17 protein-coding genes are annotated in these 18,573 nt (G+C 40.3%); 6 read left to right on the forward strand and 11 right to left on the reverse strand.

The window, feature by feature from the left end; all coding sequences use genetic code 11:
* Window positions 1-163 precede the first annotated feature (163 nt).
* From H2245_RS11070 to H2245_RS11080, 3 genes are all read right to left on the reverse strand, one after another.
* Entirely contained in the window at window positions 164-373 is a 210-nt protein-coding gene (locus H2245_RS11070; protein WP_182407451.1) for a chromosome partitioning protein ParB, read from the reverse strand.
* A gap of 3 nt (window positions 374-376) precedes the next feature.
* Window positions 377-1,015 (reverse strand): ParA family partition ATPase, encoded by a 639-nt coding sequence (gene parA / locus H2245_RS11075; RefSeq protein WP_182407453.1) that lies wholly within the window; start codon window positions 1,013-1,015, stop codon window positions 377-379.
* A 183-nt stretch (window positions 1,016-1,198) separates the two neighbouring features.
* Complete coding sequence (locus H2245_RS11080) at window positions 1,199-2,110, reverse strand: replication initiation protein (protein ID WP_182407455.1); 912 nt, start codon at window positions 2,108-2,110, stop codon at window positions 1,199-1,201.
* Window positions 2,111-2,975: 865 nt separating this feature from the next.
* Here H2245_RS11080 and H2245_RS12010 point away from each other — a divergent pair.
* Window positions 2,976-3,341, forward strand: coding sequence for a type I restriction enzyme endonuclease domain-containing protein (locus H2245_RS12010; protein ID WP_220464429.1), 366 nt, complete (start codon window positions 2,976-2,978; stop codon window positions 3,339-3,341).
* A 541-nt stretch (window positions 3,342-3,882) separates the two neighbouring features.
* On the opposite strand, the gene H2245_RS11090 is transcribed toward H2245_RS12010, so the two are convergent.
* On the reverse strand, window positions 3,883-5,403 hold the full coding sequence (locus tag H2245_RS11090; protein WP_182407456.1) for a catalase: 1,521 nt from the start codon (window positions 5,401-5,403) through the stop codon (window positions 3,883-3,885).
* A 563-nt stretch (window positions 5,404-5,966) separates the two neighbouring features.
* Here H2245_RS11090 and H2245_RS11095 point away from each other — a divergent pair.
* Genes H2245_RS11095 through H2245_RS11105 form a run of 3 tightly spaced genes read left to right on the forward strand, consistent with a single transcriptional unit; the run spans window position 5,967 to window position 9,041 of the window.
* Complete coding sequence (locus H2245_RS11095; RefSeq protein ID WP_182407458.1) at window positions 5,967-7,727, forward strand: TrkH family potassium uptake protein; 1,761 nt, start codon at window positions 5,967-5,969, stop codon at window positions 7,725-7,727.
* 42 nt (window positions 7,728-7,769) lie between these two features.
* On the forward strand, window positions 7,770-8,471 hold the full coding sequence (locus H2245_RS11100; protein WP_182407460.1) for a TrkA family potassium uptake protein: 702 nt from the start codon (window positions 7,770-7,772) through the stop codon (window positions 8,469-8,471).
* A 24-nt stretch (window positions 8,472-8,495) separates the two neighbouring features.
* Entirely contained in the window at window positions 8,496-9,041 is a 546-nt protein-coding gene (locus H2245_RS11105) for a DUF3124 domain-containing protein (protein WP_310734140.1), read from the forward strand.
* A 435-nt stretch (window positions 9,042-9,476) separates the two neighbouring features.
* Here the strand turns inward: H2245_RS11105 and phoU are convergent, their stop codons facing one another.
* The 5 genes from phoU to pstS all read right to left on the reverse strand — a co-directional run bounded on the left by phoU (window position 9,477) and on the right by pstS (window position 14,489).
* A complete protein-coding gene (gene phoU, locus H2245_RS11110; RefSeq protein WP_182407461.1) occupies window positions 9,477-10,205 on the reverse strand; it encodes a phosphate signaling complex protein PhoU in 729 nt (242 codons plus the stop codon).
* A 73-nt stretch (window positions 10,206-10,278) separates the two neighbouring features.
* Window positions 10,279-11,196, reverse strand: coding sequence for a phosphate ABC transporter ATP-binding protein PstB (gene pstB, locus H2245_RS11115; RefSeq protein WP_182407463.1), 918 nt, complete (start codon window positions 11,194-11,196; stop codon window positions 10,279-10,281).
* Between the two features lie 101 nt (window positions 11,197-11,297).
* Window positions 11,298-12,212, reverse strand: a complete 915-nt coding sequence (gene pstA, locus H2245_RS11120) for a phosphate ABC transporter permease PstA (RefSeq protein WP_182407465.1) — start codon at window positions 12,210-12,212, stop codon at window positions 11,298-11,300.
* A 117-nt stretch (window positions 12,213-12,329) separates the two neighbouring features.
* Window positions 12,330-13,280 (reverse strand): phosphate ABC transporter permease subunit PstC, encoded by a 951-nt coding sequence (gene pstC, locus H2245_RS11125; protein ID WP_182407467.1) that lies wholly within the window; start codon window positions 13,278-13,280, stop codon window positions 12,330-12,332.
* A 51-nt stretch (window positions 13,281-13,331) separates the two neighbouring features.
* Entirely contained in the window at window positions 13,332-14,489 is a 1,158-nt protein-coding gene (gene pstS / locus H2245_RS11130; RefSeq protein ID WP_182407469.1) for a phosphate ABC transporter substrate-binding protein PstS, read from the reverse strand.
* A gap of 375 nt (window positions 14,490-14,864) precedes the next feature.
* Between pstS and phoB the strand changes: the two genes are divergently transcribed.
* Window positions 14,865-15,563: a phosphate regulon transcriptional regulator PhoB gene (phoB, locus tag H2245_RS11135; protein WP_182407471.1), complete on the forward strand. Its 699-nt coding sequence runs from the start codon at window positions 14,865-14,867 to the stop codon at window positions 15,561-15,563.
* Between the two features lie 71 nt (window positions 15,564-15,634).
* Window positions 15,635-16,732 (forward strand): phosphate regulon sensor histidine kinase PhoR, encoded by a 1,098-nt coding sequence (gene phoR / locus H2245_RS11140; protein WP_182407473.1) that lies wholly within the window; start codon window positions 15,635-15,637, stop codon window positions 16,730-16,732.
* Between the two features lie 96 nt (window positions 16,733-16,828).
* Here the strand turns inward: phoR and H2245_RS11145 are convergent, their stop codons facing one another.
* Window positions 16,829-17,455: a recombinase family protein gene (locus H2245_RS11145; protein WP_182407475.1), complete on the reverse strand. Its 627-nt coding sequence runs from the start codon at window positions 17,453-17,455 to the stop codon at window positions 16,829-16,831.
* 242 nt (window positions 17,456-17,697) lie between these two features.
* Entirely contained in the window at window positions 17,698-18,405 is a 708-nt protein-coding gene (locus H2245_RS11150; RefSeq protein ID WP_182407477.1) for a glycosyltransferase family 25 protein, read from the reverse strand.
* Window positions 18,406-18,573 lie beyond the last annotated feature (168 nt).

Here is an 18,573-nt window from a genome sequence, read left to right on the forward strand (position 1 = left end):
TGGTTTAGTGCAATTGGCATACTTATTAGTACGCTGATATATGCCAATGTTGATCAATTTCCACTTCTATCTTAGGAGGAAGACTCCGCTTGATGCACCTGACTTGTTAATAAATTTAGTTTGGTTGTAGCTTTTGCTATAGGGTCTAAATGGAATTGCTTACTTATCGTTCTACCACTTTTTCATCAATCATTTCAGTTAATAGCTGCGTGACTGTTTTACGATTATCAAGCACATATCTTTTAAGTGCAATATACACCTCCTCATCCAAGTTAAAATTCACCCGAACTGTCTTTTTAGGTTTATCAGTAAAATCTGATAGATTTGATTCATTATTTGACTTCTTACTCGGGCGACCGGCTGTCAGACTCATCACTTACTCCTCACTAAAAAATGTTTTGACTTCATTAACCAATGCCGTCATCTCTTGTATCGCATTGCTGTTAGGCGACTCAGTATCAAAAACGGTTTTGCCGATGGCAGCGCTGTTAGGATAAGCAACACGCTGCATGATTCTGGTCTCCAAAACTGGCAAACCGTAATCTAAGAGTGCTGTCGCTACCTCTTTACCAATATTAGTATTTTGGATGGCACGAGAGACTATAAAGGCGGCTTTTAACTGACCATCCATCACCTCTATGCGCTGCTGTACCAAATCGACCAAATCACTAGTCGCCCAAATATCATACGGACTGGGCTGTACAGGTATCAAAATAAAGTCAGCCGCTTTGATTGCTGATATAGCAAGGCTAGTGGCTTGCGGTGAACCATCAATCACCACATAATCTTTATCCGACACGCTCTTTAAATCTTTATCAAGCGTTGGACGATCAAGCCCAATGACTGGCACCGGATTGTCCTCATCAACCGCTCGCCAATCGCGTGCACTACCCTGCTTATCACTATCTACTAGCAATACACTATGTCCCTGCAACTGTAAGCCACGGGCAAGCTGAGTGGCAATAGTGGTCTTACCACTACCACCCTTCTGATTCAATACTGCGATGACTTTCATAGGACATTATCCGTTTTGAGTATTTGAGTATTTGAGTATTTGAGTATTTGAGTATTTGAGTATTTGAGTATTTGAGTATTTGAGTATTTGAGTATTTGAGTATACTATAAAATAATAGCATTTATTAAGTGAAAACAGTTACATAGAGAGTAAATTTACAGACTAATTAACTATAACGTCTACCTATTTTGACTTAAGGTAATCATCAAAGGGTCGTTTAGAAAACTCTTTTGGACGCTCTGCTATCAGTTGTTCCGCTTTTGCCCAAAACGCTTCGTTACTTTCTCTGGCTTCGACTGACAATAAGCAGTGGTCATTATAGTCTGCAGTGAATTGTGAAGATCGAACGATACGTCTGATTTTATCTAAAGACAATGCGCCCTTATCATCTGTTAGTAAGAGGGCTCCTTTTTTATAGAATGCAAACGTAACGCTTCGATGTTCTCGTTTAACCTTTCGATAGGAAACGGTGACGTTATAATTAGTGTTTTCGTTAATCTGCTCTACGGCTGTATTTAATACACGATCACGTAAGTTACTAAACTGTCGATATTTATTCTCAACGCCCATCATGTAGCGAAAATCATCTAAATCTAATGTTTCACTCCATCTGTTTTGTCCTTGCCAACACACGATCATCTCATACAGCCTTACCGCGTAAACGCTAGTTAACTCTACCGTATCTGCGAGTCTGTATCGGGTGAAATTATTCTTGAGCTGAGTTAGATAAGGCAATATATCTTCAGCGAACCTAAGAGTCACTTGTGCATCATTGGGCTGAAATTTAACACTAGATACAAATCGCGTGCGTAGCGTCTCATCATTATCTAACTTTATCGTCACCTCTCTCTCAAAAAGATGATCAGCGGCTTTTTTCAAATCTCTATAAGCATTACGCTCAGTAGAACCTCGATAAAATAAACCTTTAATCTGCTCAACAGTAACGATGAACCGACTTTCAATAGAAACAATCGGTGCGTCTGGTAGCGAGTTTATTTGACTGACACACGCCAATAATAAATTTTGCTCGTGACGAGTTAACGCATAGCTAGCGACTACTAAATCATTTGATTTAGCGACCAGATTGTTTTCCATATGAGATTCTCTATGCCCAAATTAGGAGATATATTATAACGAATAAAATCAGTTATCAACCATACAAAAAAACATGTTTGATATGACGTGTGTTCTCGCGTCATTTTGTGTGTTCTCGCGTCATTTTGTGTGTTCTCGCGTCATTTTGTGTGTTCTCGCGTCATTTTGTGTGTTCTCGGCTTGTAACCCTTTGATTTTAAAAAGGAAAAAGTGCTCTAAACAAGAGTAAACAAGGTTAAACAGGATTAAATAAAAACCTTTTAATATAAAACTCGTTTTTTTCTGTGGATAACTTGATAAATATGAGAATTTACACCTATATATTTCTAAAAATATGGCTGTTTTAAATGCAGAAAGAAGATAGATTATGCAACATTCATAAATACAAAAATTAAGAACATGGTATCTAGATCTCTAAGGTAAGTAATAGTCATGATCAGTCCTTTACTGTGACCATATGCCATCTTTTTTGCGTTGCCTGTCTACCACTTTATAGCCATTCATAACTTATCACACAAATTGAGACTAGCGATAATGACAAAACCTGCATGACTTTTTATCCGATGTTGCCTATGTTGGCTTTATAGGTACGTCTGTAGATGACACCCTCAACGCTGATGCTAACTTTACCTTGCAAATTAAAAAGGTAGAAAAGAACTTTATAGACTCAGCAGAAGGCATTAGGTTTGCTTGTGACATTTATGTGGACAGTAATGAGCTCATACAGTCGCGTAAGGATGAGGTTTACTACTACATAGCCATTCGTACCATCCTCTTTAGAATAGTCATAGGAGGCGCTGTTGACGTTAAACAAATGAACCGATAGGTATGAGACTTGGTTAAAGCAGTTTTAATCAGCTAAAAGGTGGAAAATATATTCAAATTTGGTGAAACCAGTGACGGTGAGATTGACTTATTTACCAAGGCAATTGAAGAGATGAAAAATACCAATAAGGTAGAGGTCAACTTCACTAAAAAAGTGAATGCGTTGGTCGATAAGTACAATGAGTGTAACGAGCAAGACGTGCTACGCGATGAGGTCATCGGTAATTGCTCAGATAAGATCATTAATTTGTATTATGAGTTGCATGCTGAGATGGACTCATTCGGTGAGGTGGGAATTGACTTTGAGGAGAAGGCGTTTTATGACATTATCCTGATGTTAGTCCATAAATATGATTTCATCTATCTTGAAGACAGGCTCTTAGAGCTCTCCAGAGCCGTCAAATAGGCGATTGATGACCAAAGCCAAGTACACTACTGGAACAAGCGTGAGAACATCAAGGCGGAGCTCCAGTTCAATCTAATGGTACTACTCGATGATTAAGTCTATAGGTCTATTGATCGTGGTGAGGTATACAAGGACATCTTTGAACACACGGAAAGATTTAAGAAGCACCGGGTGGCTTAATAACAATTAGATGGATTGGCTAAGCAAAAATCTACTAACCTCCAGTAAATGAGTAAATGAGTAAATGAGTAAATGAGTAAATGAGTAAATGAGTAAAATTATTATAATAGGCCTTATTTTCAGTTGCTTATTGCTTATTGCTTATTGCTTATTGCTTATTGCTTATTGCTTAGATCGTGTTGGCATAGCCTAAGCACCTTGGCAGAAAGGTAGTAAAAATTAGTCAGCTAGTAGCTTTCATAATATTTAACCAGCAATGACTAGTTACTGTGAAAAATTATTGCGTTTGTAGTTTAGAACTCAAACAAACAACACTGCTCTAGATATTCTAGAGCGGTGTTGTTTGTTTAAATGTTATTAATTATAAAAAGCTAGGCAAATGACGTGCTGGATCAGTTTCCCGTGCTGTTATTGCATCTTCAACTCTCATACCAAGCGCTTTAGCCACACCTTCGCCATACGCAGGGTCACACATATTACAGTTACGAATATGACGATACTTGATAAAGTCTAAGGCGTCGCCCATTCCTCGCGCGGTATTATCAAATAACACTTGCTGTTGCTCATCATTCATCAAGTGAAACAAAGCGCGTGGCTGGCTGAAATAGTCGCTATCATCTTCACGGAAATCATAATGCGCGGCATCACCGTCAATCTTTAATGGCGGCTCAGCATAGTCTGGCTGTTCTTGCCACTGACTAAAGCTGTTTGGCTCATAGTGTGGACGACTACCATAGTTGTCATCGACACGCCCTTCACCATCACGATGATTGCTCATCACTGGGCAGCGTGGTTTGTTCACTGGAATCTGCTGATGATTGACACCAACACGATAACGCTGGGCATCGGCATAATTAATCAAGCGATTTTGTAGCATTTTATCAGGTGATACGCTGATACCTGGCACTAGATTACTTGGGGCAAATGCTGCTTGTTCGACATCGACGAAGTAGTTGTCAGAATTTTTATTCAATTCAAATTCGCCAACTTCAATCAGCGGATAGTCGCCTTTTGGCCATACTTTAGTCAAGTCAAACGGATGATAAGGGACGGTATCCGCCTCAGCTTCCGGCATGATTTGCACGTACATTTTCCACTTTGGAAAATCGCCATTTTCGATAGCATCGTACAAATCTTTTTGATGACTTTCACGATCCGAGCCAACGACATCTGCCGCTTCTGCATCGGTTAAGTTTTTGATGCCTTGCTGGGTGCGAAAATGGAATTTGACCCAAAAACGTTCTTTGGCTTCATTCCAAAAACTATAGGTGTGCGAACCAAAACCATGCATATTTCTATAGGAAGCTGGAAGACCGCGATCACTCATGACGATAGTGACCTGATGCAAGGCTTCTGGTAGTAGCGTCCAAAAATCCCAGTTATTGGTTGCCGAACGCATATTGGTACGTGGATCACGCTTAACTGCTTTATTTAAGTCTGGAAATTTGCGCGGATCACGTAAGAAGAATACTGGCGTATTATTTCCCACCATATCCCAATTACCCTCTTCGGTATAAAACTTCAAGGCAAAACCGCGAATATCACGTTCTGCATCAGCTGCACCGCGCTCACCTGCTACCGTACTAAAACGGGCAAACATTTCAGTTTGCTTACCAACTTCGCTAAAGATTTTGGCACGAGTATATTGAGTAATGTCGTTGGTCACCGTAAAGGTACCAAATGCGCCAGAGCCTTTGGCGTGCATACGGCGCTCTGGAATTACTTCGCGGGCAAAGTTAGCGAGCTTTTCATTGAGCCAAATATCTTGTGCTAATAATGGACCTCGCTTACCTGCGGTGAGACTGTTTTGATTGTCTGCAACTGGTGCGCCATTTCCCATGGTTAATTGGGTCGGTGCGTAAGGACATTTTTTATCACTCATGGTGCTTCTCCTTGAAGAAATTGGTTAGCGCGTGCAACGAGATATCACCGCTGTCGTAAGGTATAAAACATTGTAAATATATAAGCTAAGTTGGCTAATCGCTGAAGTTCAATATTCAAGATCAATTGTCTAAGCTCTATTACAACCTATCTATCATAATATTTAAAATCAATTAATTATATTGTTTTAATTTGTTTTATAAAACTACTGAATTTTTATTGAAAGATATCTATACGTCTCACTGATGGCTTTTAGATGATTACTTAAATTTTTTTTGATTACGAGGCCAACCTTAAGATGATTGAACCGTGACATTAGATTTGCAGGAACTAAAGTAGAAAATATTAATCAAGCAGCTTGATAAATAACGGTTGATGTAAAGAGCACTTATTAGTTTAATTTAATTTTAGTAGGATTAAGCTCAACATTAACGTTTGCTTTCAATTATAGAGTTTCATAATAAAATTCATCATAAATGGTTACGATTCTTAAAAACCATTCTTAGTGAATGACAGAAAAAAGGAGTATAAGTATGTTGGTTTATCCTGTTCTGGACTTGAGCTATGCGCGCAACATTACCGTATCGTTTTTTAAATAAATTTATGATTGTTATCAGCTTAATTGGGGTCGGGGTTGCTTTAGTTGATAGCGGATTTGCGCTCTCAATATGGTTGCAACAACTTTTTCATGTCTTTTATCTTACCCTTGTATTATTGGGCTTTGTTGCTACCGTAGGTCGCTACCTACAGTCAGATAGGCCTCTGGTATTGAATAAGGTGGCAATTTTTGACTTGCTCACCAGTGTGACCATTTTTATCTTACTTATGGTGCATTTAGCTGACTTAGTGAGAGCAGGATACTCAATGGCTATTGATGGTTTTATTGCCATTAAAATCGCTGTATTGGTCACTTTTATACGTGAAATATCCGATAATGATTTTAATCTTAACCGTGCTTTTTTAAGACCGGGACAGTTTTTTATATTGAGTTTCTTATCAGTTGTGCTGGTTGGATCACTGCTATTAATGATGCCAAAAGCCACCACGCAACCGATATCGTTTATCGATGCGCTATTTACAGCGACCAGTGCGGTATGTGTGACAGGTCTGATTGTGGTTGATACGGCAACGCGTTTCACAACTTTTGGGCAAGTGATTATCATAGGGTTGATTCAAATTGGTGGTCTTGGTATTCTGACTTTTGTGACTTATTTCAGCTATTTTTTTAAGGGCGGCGTCAGTTATGAGACTCAGCTGAGTATTGGCGAGATGACTTACGCTCGGCGAATAGGCGATGCGGTCACGACTCTGAAATCTATCCTGTATGTGACTTTTGGCGTTGAGGCACTGGCTGCTATTCTTATTTATATCAGTATTTATGATCTACCAGGGATGAGTGGCGCTGAAAAAATGTTCTTTGCCGGATTTCATGCCATTTCTGCGTTTTGTAATGCGGGATTCTCGACATTTAGCGCCGGATTATATGATGACTCGCTGCGCTTTAACTATCCTTTACAGCTGATTATCAGTACTACGTTTTTATTTGGTGGTATGGGATTTATTATTGTCGTCAATCTACTGCGCTATCTACGGCACCGTGCCCAGCGTTTGCTTTATCGTAATAGTCAGCGTTATGCCTATCAGCCGTGGCTATTGAGTATCAATAGTCGAATTACGTTAGTTACTTCAGGTATGTTGTTACTGATTGGACTGATTGGGGTCATGATGTTTGAATATCATGGCATTTTAGCTGAGCATCGTAGCTTTTATGGCAAGGTAATAACGGGACTATTTACCGCAGCGACGCCCCGAACAGCAGGATTTAATATCGCTGATATGGACGCGCTGGCGTTTCCAACGATTATGCTAACTATTTTTTTAATGTGGATTGGGGCGTCTCCAAACTCGACCGGCGGTGGTATCAAGACCAGTACGTTAGCAATTGCCATATTAAACACCTTAAGCATTGCGCGTGGTCAAACCAAAGTTGAAGTATTCCGTCGTGAAATTTCAGACATCTCTATTCGTCGAGCATTCTCCATTATGTGGTTGTCGCTGTTGGTTATTGGACTGGGCGTGACGCTTATCAGTTATGATCAGCCTGAGCTTGAATTGATTAAAGTTATTTTTGAATGTTTTTCAGCTTATAGCACTGTGGGCTTAAGTTTAAATCTGACGGCTGATTTATCCACTTTTAACAAACTTGTGATTTCTGTCATTATGTTTGTTGGGCGCGTCGGTATGTTAACGATTTTTATCGCCTTGATTAAAAATAGACACCAAGGTAACTATCGTTATCCGACCGAAGAGATTACCATTAACTAACAAGAGCACGCTGCTTATTACTGGCTCATTACAAGGCGCTTTATGAAATATATCATCGTGGGTTTGGGTAGTTTTGGTTCTTCATTGGGTGTGGCGCTCACTAGCCAAGGTCATGAGGTCATTGCTATCGATATCAGCATGCAAAAGGTTGAAGCTTACAAGGAGCTTATCACTCATACAATCTGTATGGATGCGACCGACGAGTATACGGTCAAGGGGTTACCAATTGTCGATACTGATATCGTGGTGGTAGCGATTGGAGAAGATCAAGGGGCGAATGTCATGGCAACCGCCTTATTTAAAACGCTAAACGCGCGGCATTTAATCAGTCGCAGTATCAATCCACTCCATGAAAAAGTGCTGCAAGCCATTGGTGTTGACGATATATTTCATCCGGAAAAAGAGTCAGCGATGCGCTGGTCAAAACGACTGTCATTACGCTATTTTGTAGACTCGTATAGTTTGACAGATAGTTTTAGTATTGTTGAGATTAGCATTCCAGAGGCTTTGATTGGTAAAACAGTTGCCGCATTACAGATGGAACATAAATTTAATATTAAATTATTAAGCACCATGCAATATGAGCATTATGATGATAGCTTTGGTCGAACCCAACGCAAGCCAAGTATTCAAGGTTTAGCCACCCCAGAACAAGTGCTCCAAGATAACGATGTACTGGTAGTCTATGGCGCTAATAAACATATCAATCAGTTTCTGCGTAGTGTAGGTGTAAAAGCACACTAAGCGATAACAGTCATAGAGGGTAATATGATGAATAAATGCTATCTATCTGTCTTGTTTATTGCCAGCTTAAGTTTTCTAACCAGCTGCAATAAGTCGTTGGATGACCCCAACATTATGTATACAGAAACGCATCAAGACCCGATTGTTGAGCTTGAGACAACAACCAAAGTTGACCGTAGTAATTTTCGCTACAAGCAAACCTTTTATGTGCCGATTTATTCCGACATTTATACCGATAAAGACAACCGTAGAGTATTGTTATCAGCGACCCTTAGCGTACGCAATACGACTCTAAAAAACTCACTCTATATCAATAAAATTGACTACTATGGTACGGATGGCACATTTTTAAAATCTTATGTCAAAAATCCCGTAGAAATACCTCCTATGGCTACACTCAATTATATTGTTGAAAAAGAAGAAGATAAGGGTGGATCTGGCGCGAATTTTATCATTGAAGTGGAAGGTATAGACGATACGGTTACGCCCGTTATCGAAGCGGTGATGATAGCCAGCTATAGTAATAAAGCTTTTGCTTTTACCACAGAGGGTACGCCAGTTGTGGAGTAACACAAATTTTTCTGTATTTAAGGTATGTTACTAAATAGCTTTTCTGCCATTGTAAATCTGATGAGCCGCAGTACTAAAGCCGATTTTAAAAACAGAGCCAAAGTGGCAGATAGAAACTACCAATAGAAACTACCAAGATATGATTAACGATGCTTTAGAAGAGTAGTTATTGAACGATTCATGAACTCAATAAACCTATCCAACTACATCGGAATGGTATAAGACTATAATTAAAAAGGGTTAGGTTTGAATACGCCACAGCAGATGAGAATTAACGGTTACTGTCAGGCTATTTAACTCAAACCTCCCAAGTCTACTTCTATAGAATTAATAGTAACGCTCAAATTTCTATTGACTAAAAAAATTGGAAGGTCGATACAAAAATCATTACTTTACTATTTTTGCTACCTAGTTATTACTTATACTCGACATGTCTTAGTGGCTGTCAACATTAGTGATTTGTTGTAACACTTGTTCAATTTGCAAAAAATTGGTGTGACGAATATCTTTGCCACTGGTACAAAAAATGACCAACTCTGCGATATTGCGCGCATGATCGCCTACGCGCTCAAGTGCGCGCAATACCCACAAAATATTAATCACTTTGGACACATGGCGATTGTCTTCCATAATATATGTCATCAATGAGCGCGTGGCAGACTGATATTCTTCATCAACCGCGGTATCGCCCTGTAACACTGAAAATGCCTGCTGCGGATCCATACGCGAAAACGCCTCAATAGCATTGAGCAACATCAAGCGCACCTGATTGGATAAATGCTGAACCTCTGAGTAGCCCTTTGGGGATGCCCCTTCTTCAATCAATTGACACGCCATACGGGCAATTTTTACTGCCTCATCTCCTATACGTTCAAAGTCGACAATGCCTTTACTCAGTGCCATGACTAAGCGTAAATCATTGGCGGTTGGCTGACGTTTGGCAACCAATAATATAATTTGCTCATCAATTTTTATCTCTAATTGATTGATAATATGGTCGTCATCAATGACTTTTTTGGCGATTACCTCATCTGCTGATATCAAGGCGCGGGTGGCAATCATGACATGCTCAGCTGCTAGGCGTCCCATTTGCATGAACAATTCAATTACTTCCTGTAAATCATTATCAAAACTTTTTGACAGATGTTTTTGCGCTATTAACATGGTTGCTTCCTTAGTCGTATTAGTATTGCTTATCAATAAAGGCTATAAATAAGTACTTTAAATAAAGAGAAGCCTAGCCATAACGTCCGGTAATATAATCTTCAGTTGCCTTTTGTGCTGGATTGGTAAATATCTGATCAGTCGTACCCATCTCTACCATGTCGCCCAGATACATATAAGCGGTATAGTCGGAAACACGTGCTGCCTGCTGCATGTTATGAGTCACAATCGCAATGGTATAATCATTTTTTAAATCAGTAATTAAATCCTCAATCGCCCCTGTCGATATCGGATCTAATGCTGAGGTTGGCTCGTCCAATAACAAAACTTCAGGCTTGGTTGCCACGCCGCGAGCAATACAAAGCCGTTGTTGTTGACCGCCTGATAATGATAATCCTGAAGCTTTTAGCTTGTCTTTCACCTCAAGCCATAACGCTGCTTTTTTAAGCGCCCATTCAACACGCTCATCCATCTCAGCTTTGCTCAGCTTTTCGTATAGACGCACGCCAAACGCTACGTTGTCGTATATCGACATCGGAAACGGTGTAGGTTTTTGAAACACCATGCCGACCCGTGCACGTAGCAAGTTGACATCCATCTCTTTTGCCAAAATATTATGACCGTCTAAAGTCACCTTACCTTCAGCATGCATACTGGGATATAAGTCATACATACGATTAAAGGTGCGCAGCAGGGTTGATTTACCACAGCCTGAGGGACCAATAAATGCCGTGACTTTTTTCTCTGGTATGTCAATATTGATATTTCTTAACGCTTTAAAATTACCATAATAAAAGTTTAAATCACGAATGGTCATTTTGGCAGGTGGCATATCTTCAGGGATATCCGCTACCGTTTGCTGGGTTAAAAAATCACTATCAGGCTGCTGCCATGATGTACTAGTAGAAATAGGCTGCCCTAATAAACCGCGTGTGGTGATGTCTTTACTCATGGTTTTCTTAACTGCTTTTCTTTTTTTAACATCTGTCATGATCGTCTTCCATTTTTTAAAATTGGGTCATCAATGTGTATAAAATCAGTTTTGTAGATAAATTTAGGGTAGGCAGGTTTAGAGAACCGTTTAATAATTAACTATCGGGTGTGGTCTTTGCCACCAACATAGCGGGCAATAATATTAACAATCAATACCGTAGCAGTAATAATTAATGCCGCTGCCCATGCCAGTGCATGCCAGTTTTCATAAGGGCTCATGGCGAATTGGTAAATGGTATTGGGCAAGTTTGCGAGCGGTTGACCCATATCGGTACTGAAGTATTGGTTGTTTAATGCAGTAAATAGCAAGGGTGCTGTCTCACCGGTAATACGCGCAAATGCCAATAGTACGCCAGTGACCAACCCCGCTTTTGCGGCTTTTAAAGTAACGGTGCTAATCAGCTTCCACTTTGGCGTACCTAGCGCATAAGCCGCTTCACGTAAGGTATTGGGCACAAGGTTGAGCATATTTTCAGTGGTGCGCACGACGATGGGTATCACAATCAAAGCAAGGGCAATGGCACCTGCCCATCCTGAAAAACTTTGACCTTTCACCATCAAGGCGTAGACGAACAGACCAATCACGATAGACGGCGCAGACAGTAAAATGTCATTTAAAAAACGGGTAACTTTACCCAATACGCTGCCATGTGAGAACTCTGCCAAATAAATACCCGCCATCATGCCTATCGGTGTTCCAAGAACTAAGCCTGACCCCGCCAACATCACTGAACCCACAATGGCATTGCGCAGACCACCTTCACCCATGGGCGGCGGCGTATCTGCCGTGAATACAGGCATCTCAATCAGCCCTTGAAACCCTTCAATAAACAGCGTCATCAAAATCCAAGTCAGCCAAAACAAACCAAAGGCAATCGCTGAAATAGCAAAACCAAGTCCCATTCGATTGATAAACTGGCGCTTACGATACAAACGCTTGTTATAGCGATCCTCGAAACGCACATCAAGCGCACTCGTTTGGGTGGCGTCAGGGGTGATTAATGCTGAAGTCATCGGGCGTTTTTCCTCTGTTCAAGGTGTTATAATTTTTTTCAAATAGCTATTAAATATAAGAGTCTTTCAAATAACAGTCGCATTGTTATTGATTAAAAACGCTGATTAAAACGTTCATTACAGACCAGATTTTTGGTTCATTCGCATCAGCATTAATTTAGAGAGAGATAAGACGACAAAGGTAATCACAAACAGAATCAAGCCCAAATGCAATAGTGAGGCTAAATGTAACTCACTGGACGCCTCGGCAAACTCATTGGCAAGTGCTGAGGTAATCGTCACACCAGAGGTGAATAAACTGGGGCTGATATTAAAAGCATTACCAATTAAAAAGGTTACCGCCATGGTCTCGCCCAATGCCCGACCGAGCCCTAGAATCACGCCACCGACCACACCAGCTTTGGTATACGGTAAGATGATTTTGAACATCACCTCCCACGTCGTCGCACCCATGCCATAGGCGGATTCTTTTAACAAATCAGGCACTACAGAAAACACATCACGCATGGTAGCGGCGATAAAGGGAATAATCATAATCGCCAACACCAAAGAGGCGGTGAACATGCCAAGCCCCATCGGTGCGCCCTTAAAAAATTGTCCGATAAGTGGTAACGGACCGATGTTTTCAATGAGCCATGGTTGAATATGCTCGCTAAAATAAGGCGCAAATACGAACAATCCCCACATACCATAGATAATGGACGGGATTCCTGCCAATAGCTCAATGGCAATTCCCAATGGCTTTTTTAAAAAATTGGGGCATAACTCGGTTAAAAAAATAGCAATGCCAAAGCTGACTGGCACTGCAATAGCAATAGCAATCACGGAGGTAACAATCGTCCCATAAATGGGTGCAAGAGCTCCATATTTATCATTCACAGTGTCCCAGTTATTACTGGTATAAAACCCCAATCCAAACTCGGTGATACTTGGCCATGCTCCTACGATTAAGGAGAGCAAGATGCCGCCAAGCGACAGCAGCACTAAGATTGCAAATGCTTTGGTCGCATTGACAAAAATAGCATCGTAGCGTTTTTGTTTTGCCAATTGGCGGGTTAAGTCTGTCATAAAAGCCTCAATAATCTGATAAGTCTGCTTTGAAAATGAGAATTGAGGGGGTTAATTGGTTTGAGATTGAGGCGTTTGAGATTGAGAATAAACCGGCTTGCCTTCACTATCGACAACTTCATTCCACTGGGCTTTGAACAAAGCAACGGCACTATCAGAGAAAGGCACGTAATCTAGCGCCAGTGCGTCCTCATCACCTTTAGCATATGCCCAGTCAAAAAATGCCAACACTCCAGCGACTTGTTTGGCGTCTTGTGGCTGCTTATGTACTAAAATAAAAGTAGCCGCTGCAATAGGCCAAGCTTGAGCTGTTTCAGAGTTGGTAATCACTTTATAAAACCCTTTGTACTGCGACCAATCAATGTCGCCAGCGGCAGCAAAAGTTTGGGCAGATGGCTGAACCACATTACCTGCCGCGTTTTTCAGAGCAACGTGAGCCATACCATTTTGCTTAGCATAAGCATATTCGACATAACCAATGGAGTTTTTCATCCGATTCACGTAACTTGAAACCCCTTCATTGCCCTTACCGCCTGCACCAGTCGCTGAAGTTGGCCATTTCACGGTTTTATCGACACCGACGCTTGATTTCCAATCATTTGAGACTTTTGCCAGATAATCGGTGAAGTTAAATGTGGTGCCAGAACCGTCTGAACGGAACACAGTGGTTATTGCAACGTCAGGCAATGCAAGTGTTGGATTCAGAGCAGCGATAGCTGGATCATTCCACTTGCTGATTTTACCCAAATAAATATCTGCCAGCGTTTTGCCATCAAGTTGTAACTGACCGGGTTTAATACCGTCGATATTTACGATAGGAACCACACCGCCGATGACACTTGGGAACTGAATCAGACCAGCTTCCTCTAATTCTTCTGGAGTCATTGGAGCGTCAGATGCACCAAAATCAACAGTTTTTGCCACGATTTGTTTGATACCGCCTGACGAGCCGATGGACTGATAATTTACTTGGCCGCCTGTGGCTTTATGATAAGCATCTGACCATTTCGCATAAATAGGCTGAGGGAAAGAGGCACCAGCCCCGGTAATGTTCATGGATATATTTTCATCTGAGGTAACATTAGAGTCGCTGCTAGAAGCCGCTGACATGGCAGGATTATTGGTTTTATCGCCATTGCTAGTGGTTTGATTGCACGCTGCTAAAGTTAAGATGCTAGCGACTGCGACAGCCATGAATGAATAACGCATTATGTCTCCTAAAGGTGGTCAGATTTGAATGTGAGGTATTTATCAATAATAATGTCGATATTAATGTTTTCACCGCTACGATTTTTGCTGCCATGTTGCTCTGTGGTTAATGAGCATATTGTGACCAGCAAATATGACAGTTTGATGAAATAAGTCATTTTTGTGAAAAAAGTAGAAGCCTGAAAATATATGGGTTTATATTCAGACGCTTGGTAGCGCTATGTCGACACTTTAGTTTTTAATTAAAAGATAGATGTCATCAAACCGTCACAATTAAGACGTTTAATAAGCAGATATTGGCAAGTGCTTAATCCTTTTTTTGTTCCCTGATTTTTTATCTTTTTTACTTTTTATTATGATAAATGAGAGCGCGGTATGCAGAACGAGCAGATTTTGATTGTTGAAGATGAGCCTGCCATTCGTGAGATGGTGGTCATGACGTTAGAGATGGCGGGTTTTAAGAGTTTACAGGCAGCTGATGTTCTAGTGGCGCATCAGCAAGTGGTTGATTACCGTCCGGCGCTGATTTTGCTAGATTGGATGCTGCCAGGGAAAAAAAGTGGTATTGATTTTTGCCGCATGCTCAAAAATGATGAGATGCTTTGTGAGATACCAGTCATTATGCTGACTGCAAAAAGTGAAGAGGATAGTAAGGTTCACGGTCTTGATGCTGGGGCTGATGACTATATGACAAAACCTTTTTCAACTCGTGAGTTAATCTCAAGAATCAAGGCGGTACTACGTCGTACTAGTGCACTCAATAGCGATAAGCCTATCAAAATCGGTCAGCTTAGCCTCGATAATAAAAGTCAGCGCGTCACTGCCAATGATAAAATCATCGACTTAGGTCCAACAGAATACCGTCTATTAGCATTTTTTATGAGCCATCCGGAACGTGCCTATACACGTACGCAACTACTAGATCAAGTCTGGGGAGGGAATGTTTATATCGAAGATCGGACGATTGATGTACATATTCGGCGATTACGCAAATTACTGCAACCTTACGGCTGTAATACCTTAATCCAAACGGTTCGCGGTACTGGCTATCGATTTTCTAGTCGGGTTGAATAACGGCAATCTAATATTAAAAAACAGTCAATACATGACAATATAGTAAATAGCGTTAACAACAACGGATGAGTATGAAAACGAGTATAGAAAAAATCCAAAAGAACAACAAACAGAAATACAAACAATATGTCTCTCAGCAAAATACAACGGAGCAACTTGAGAAAATCAGAAGCGCTTTACGAGCACTACGAGATGCAGTCATCTTGCTCAACGATAATGATGGTTTGGAGTGGTGGAATCAGGCTGCCGAAGACTTATTATTGTTACGCTCAGAAGATCATGGCAAAAGCATTTTTGAGTTTATTGATATTCCTGAATTCAAACAATACTATCAGACGTCGCCAATACCCAATGATGGCGTCCATATTACGTCATGGCGGGATACCAACCGTTATTTAAAGTGCGAGCTCACACCTTTTGGCGATGAAAAGTTATTGATTATTTATGACGTGACGCGTCTACAACATTTAGAACAAATGCGCCGTGATTTTGTAGCGAACGTCTCTCACGAGCTACGAACGCCATTAACGGTACTGATGGGATATCTGGAAAACTTCTCAGATCAGCCAGATATGCCGCCGCATTGGCGACGTGGCTTTGAGTTAATGACTCAGCAGACCGTTCGCATGAATAGAGTGGTGAATGATTTATTGCTGCTATCTCGTATTGAAATCGAAGAGACGCATGAGTTACATTATATTGATATGACCAAGCTGCTTACCCACATCTATGATGATGCGCAGGCTTATAACCAAGAGTATGAGCATACGATTCATTTGCAGATTGACACCTATGATGGTCTGTATGGATCAGAGATGTATTTGAATAGTGCATTGTCCAATCTAGTCATTAATGCCATCAAATATACTCCAAAGTATGGCAACATCGTTATAAGTTGGTCAAAAACCTCTACCGGCTGTTTATTCGAAGTTATAGATAATGGCCTTGGCATTGCTCCAGAGCATGTGACGCGTTTGACTGAGCGCTTTTATCGAGTTGACAGTGGTCGCAGCCGCGCCACAGGCGGTACAGGGTTGGGGTTAGCAATTGTGAAACATGTCTTATATCAGTATGAGACGACATTGAAAATTGAGTCAACAGAAGGTATAGGCTCGACATTTAGTGCGGTGTTCCCCACTGCGCATATTCGATCTGTCGCTACGAATTAATGTGGCTGTTACCACAATGTTTTTAATGTATCACAACGTTCTGTTTTACTAACGCAGTAATGCATAAGCAAAATCTTATAAAGCAAATATAGGTATTTACGTCGACGTATTTTTAATTTCTTTAGACACCACTGCAATCAACTGCCGTGAGCACTTAGCGGTTTTTTGAATGTCCGAATAGCTATGACCGGATTTCAGAAGACTGGCGATAATCTTTCGCTTCTCAATATCCATCCGGCGACCTACGTATTTGCCTTCCGCCTTGGCACGAGCGATACCTTGCATCTGACGGTGACGTCTGTCTTCATAGTCTTTTCTGGCAATGGCCGCTAACATATCCAAAAGCATGGCATTGATGGCTTGCAGCATACTGCTCATAAACTCAGTGCTGCCCTCAGATTGGAACGCCATATAAGACGTTGGCAACTCTTTGGAGACTACCGACAGCTTCTTTTCTGATAGCAACCGCTTTAAGGTGTCCCAATCCGCTGGATTTAAGCGAGCTAGGCGGTCTATTTGCTCGACTAGGATAATATCACCCTCATGCGCATCCTCAATCAATTGCATCAGCTGTGGACGTACCAGAGTTGCTCCTGATTCATTTTCCACATAGAAAGATGAAATCTTATGATCATGCTCTTTGGCAAACTGTACTAACTCTGCTTTTGCACGTTTGGCATCTTGTTCTTTGGTTGAGGCTCTTAAATACGCTCGAATAAACATAACCATCCTAATAAGTCTAATATAAGTGGTTCTATTATATCAGTCTTATTAAGATGGTCTATAAATAAGTTTATGAGAGGTTAGGGGTAGTCTCTATGGGGTATACTCTTGTGTATAGAAGCAATATCGTTAGGTATGTTAAATAATTTCTTTTTTCTATATACCTATATGCTTTCAACACATGTAATCTAAGTCGTGATTTTATATCATCCTTAACCCTTAAAGGAAAAGAAGTTTTTCTATTAAGGGTTAATTGATACTTTGTTTAAAGCTGCAAGCTCCCTTTCTTTTTTTAAACGACTTTTATTAGAAAGGCCTGATGGATGATCGACAAATTCAGATAAGTATATTTTTTGGATAACATCGTTTCCTACTAAATATTGCCAGTCATCAGCAACTATAAAGTTGACTTGGGACAAAGTTATAAGTTTTTCAGCTAAACATGAGCTCATAAGATAACAGCAAGTTCCATAAATAAAACCCTCGCTTTTAATAGTTTTACTAAACTTCTGACCACCTACTACAGTGATGTTTTTGATACTCTTAACAATTTTATCTTTAGAAACATCAATCTGACCACCAAGAATATAAAGTGATGTTGGATCTAATTCAGTAGCTTGAAAAGTACGAATAAATGTCTCAAATCTTTCATCTAAAATAACATCATCTTCTAAAATACATGCCCAATCTATATTTTTATCCAATATATCTTGGTAAGCTTTAAGGTGGCTTAAAGTACATCCAATCTCGCCAGGGGTTACTGAGAAGCCTCTATTAAGAATTCCTCCTCTACTTTTATCTCTAGTTATTTTTATGAAATCTTCTGATAACTCCCTTCCATAAATAGCATCAATAAAAATAAATTTCAAACCAAGGTTTTCTAGGGATTTACTAATCGCCTGTCTCCTTTCTATATCCTGCTTTAATGAAATTATATATATATGCAACATAATTACTTATCCCAAATAAATGTTTTTTCCATAATTCATAATATGCCGTACTTTTACCATAGCTATTATCAAGAATAGAGGATGGAGTATCTACTAAACAAGATAAGCTATGGCCATGCAAACACAAGGTTATCACCTTTTCATAACTTGAAAACTGAACCGCCCCGA

Origin of the sequence: Psychrobacter sp. GP33, assembly GCF_014119005.1 — a bacterium.
Lineage (GTDB): Bacteria > Pseudomonadota > Gammaproteobacteria > Pseudomonadales > Moraxellaceae > Psychrobacter.

Excerpts from the sequence above, each read along its gene's own strand:
- H2245_RS11095 (WP_182407458.1), top strand. The coding sequence starts at position 5,967 with ATGCGCGCAACATTACCGTATCGTTTTTTAAATAAATTTATGATTGTT.
- H2245_RS11090 (WP_182407456.1), bottom strand. The coding sequence starts at position 5,403 with ATGAGTGATAAAAAATGTCCTTACGCACCGACCCAATTAACCATGGGA.
- H2245_RS11100 (WP_182407460.1), top strand. The coding sequence starts at position 7,770 with ATGAAATATATCATCGTGGGTTTGGGTAGTTTTGGTTCTTCATTGGGT.
- phoR (WP_182407473.1), top strand. The coding sequence starts at position 15,635 with ATGAAAACGAGTATAGAAAAAATCCAAAAGAACAACAAACAGAAATAC.
- parA (WP_182407453.1), bottom strand. The coding sequence starts at position 1,015 with ATGAAAGTCATCGCAGTATTGAATCAGAAGGGTGGTAGTGGTAAGACC.
- pstA (WP_182407465.1), bottom strand. The coding sequence starts at position 12,212 with ATGACTTCAGCATTAATCACCCCTGACGCCACCCAAACGAGTGCGCTT.
- H2245_RS11145 (WP_182407475.1), bottom strand. The coding sequence starts at position 17,455 with ATGTTTATTCGAGCGTATTTAAGAGCCTCAACCAAAGAACAAGATGCC.
- H2245_RS11105 (WP_310734140.1), top strand. The coding sequence starts at position 8,496 with ATGATGAATAAATGCTATCTATCTGTCTTGTTTATTGCCAGCTTAAGT.
- phoB (WP_182407471.1), top strand. The coding sequence starts at position 14,865 with ATGCAGAACGAGCAGATTTTGATTGTTGAAGATGAGCCTGCCATTCGT.
- H2245_RS11070 (WP_182407451.1), bottom strand. The coding sequence starts at position 373 with ATGAGTCTGACAGCCGGTCGCCCGAGTAAGAAGTCAAATAATGAATCA.
- pstC (WP_182407467.1), bottom strand. The coding sequence starts at position 13,280 with ATGACAGACTTAACCCGCCAATTGGCAAAACAAAAACGCTACGATGCT.
- pstS (WP_182407469.1), bottom strand. The coding sequence starts at position 14,489 with ATGCGTTATTCATTCATGGCTGTCGCAGTCGCTAGCATCTTAACTTTA.
- H2245_RS11080 (WP_182407455.1), bottom strand. The coding sequence starts at position 2,110 with ATGGAAAACAATCTGGTCGCTAAATCAAATGATTTAGTAGTCGCTAGC.
- pstB (WP_182407463.1), bottom strand. The coding sequence starts at position 11,196 with ATGACAGATGTTAAAAAAAGAAAAGCAGTTAAGAAAACCATGAGTAAA.
- phoU (WP_182407461.1), bottom strand. The coding sequence starts at position 10,205 with ATGTTAATAGCGCAAAAACATCTGTCAAAAAGTTTTGATAATGATTTA.
- H2245_RS11150 (WP_182407477.1), bottom strand. The coding sequence starts at position 18,405 with ATGTTGCATATATATATAATTTCATTAAAGCAGGATATAGAAAGGAGA.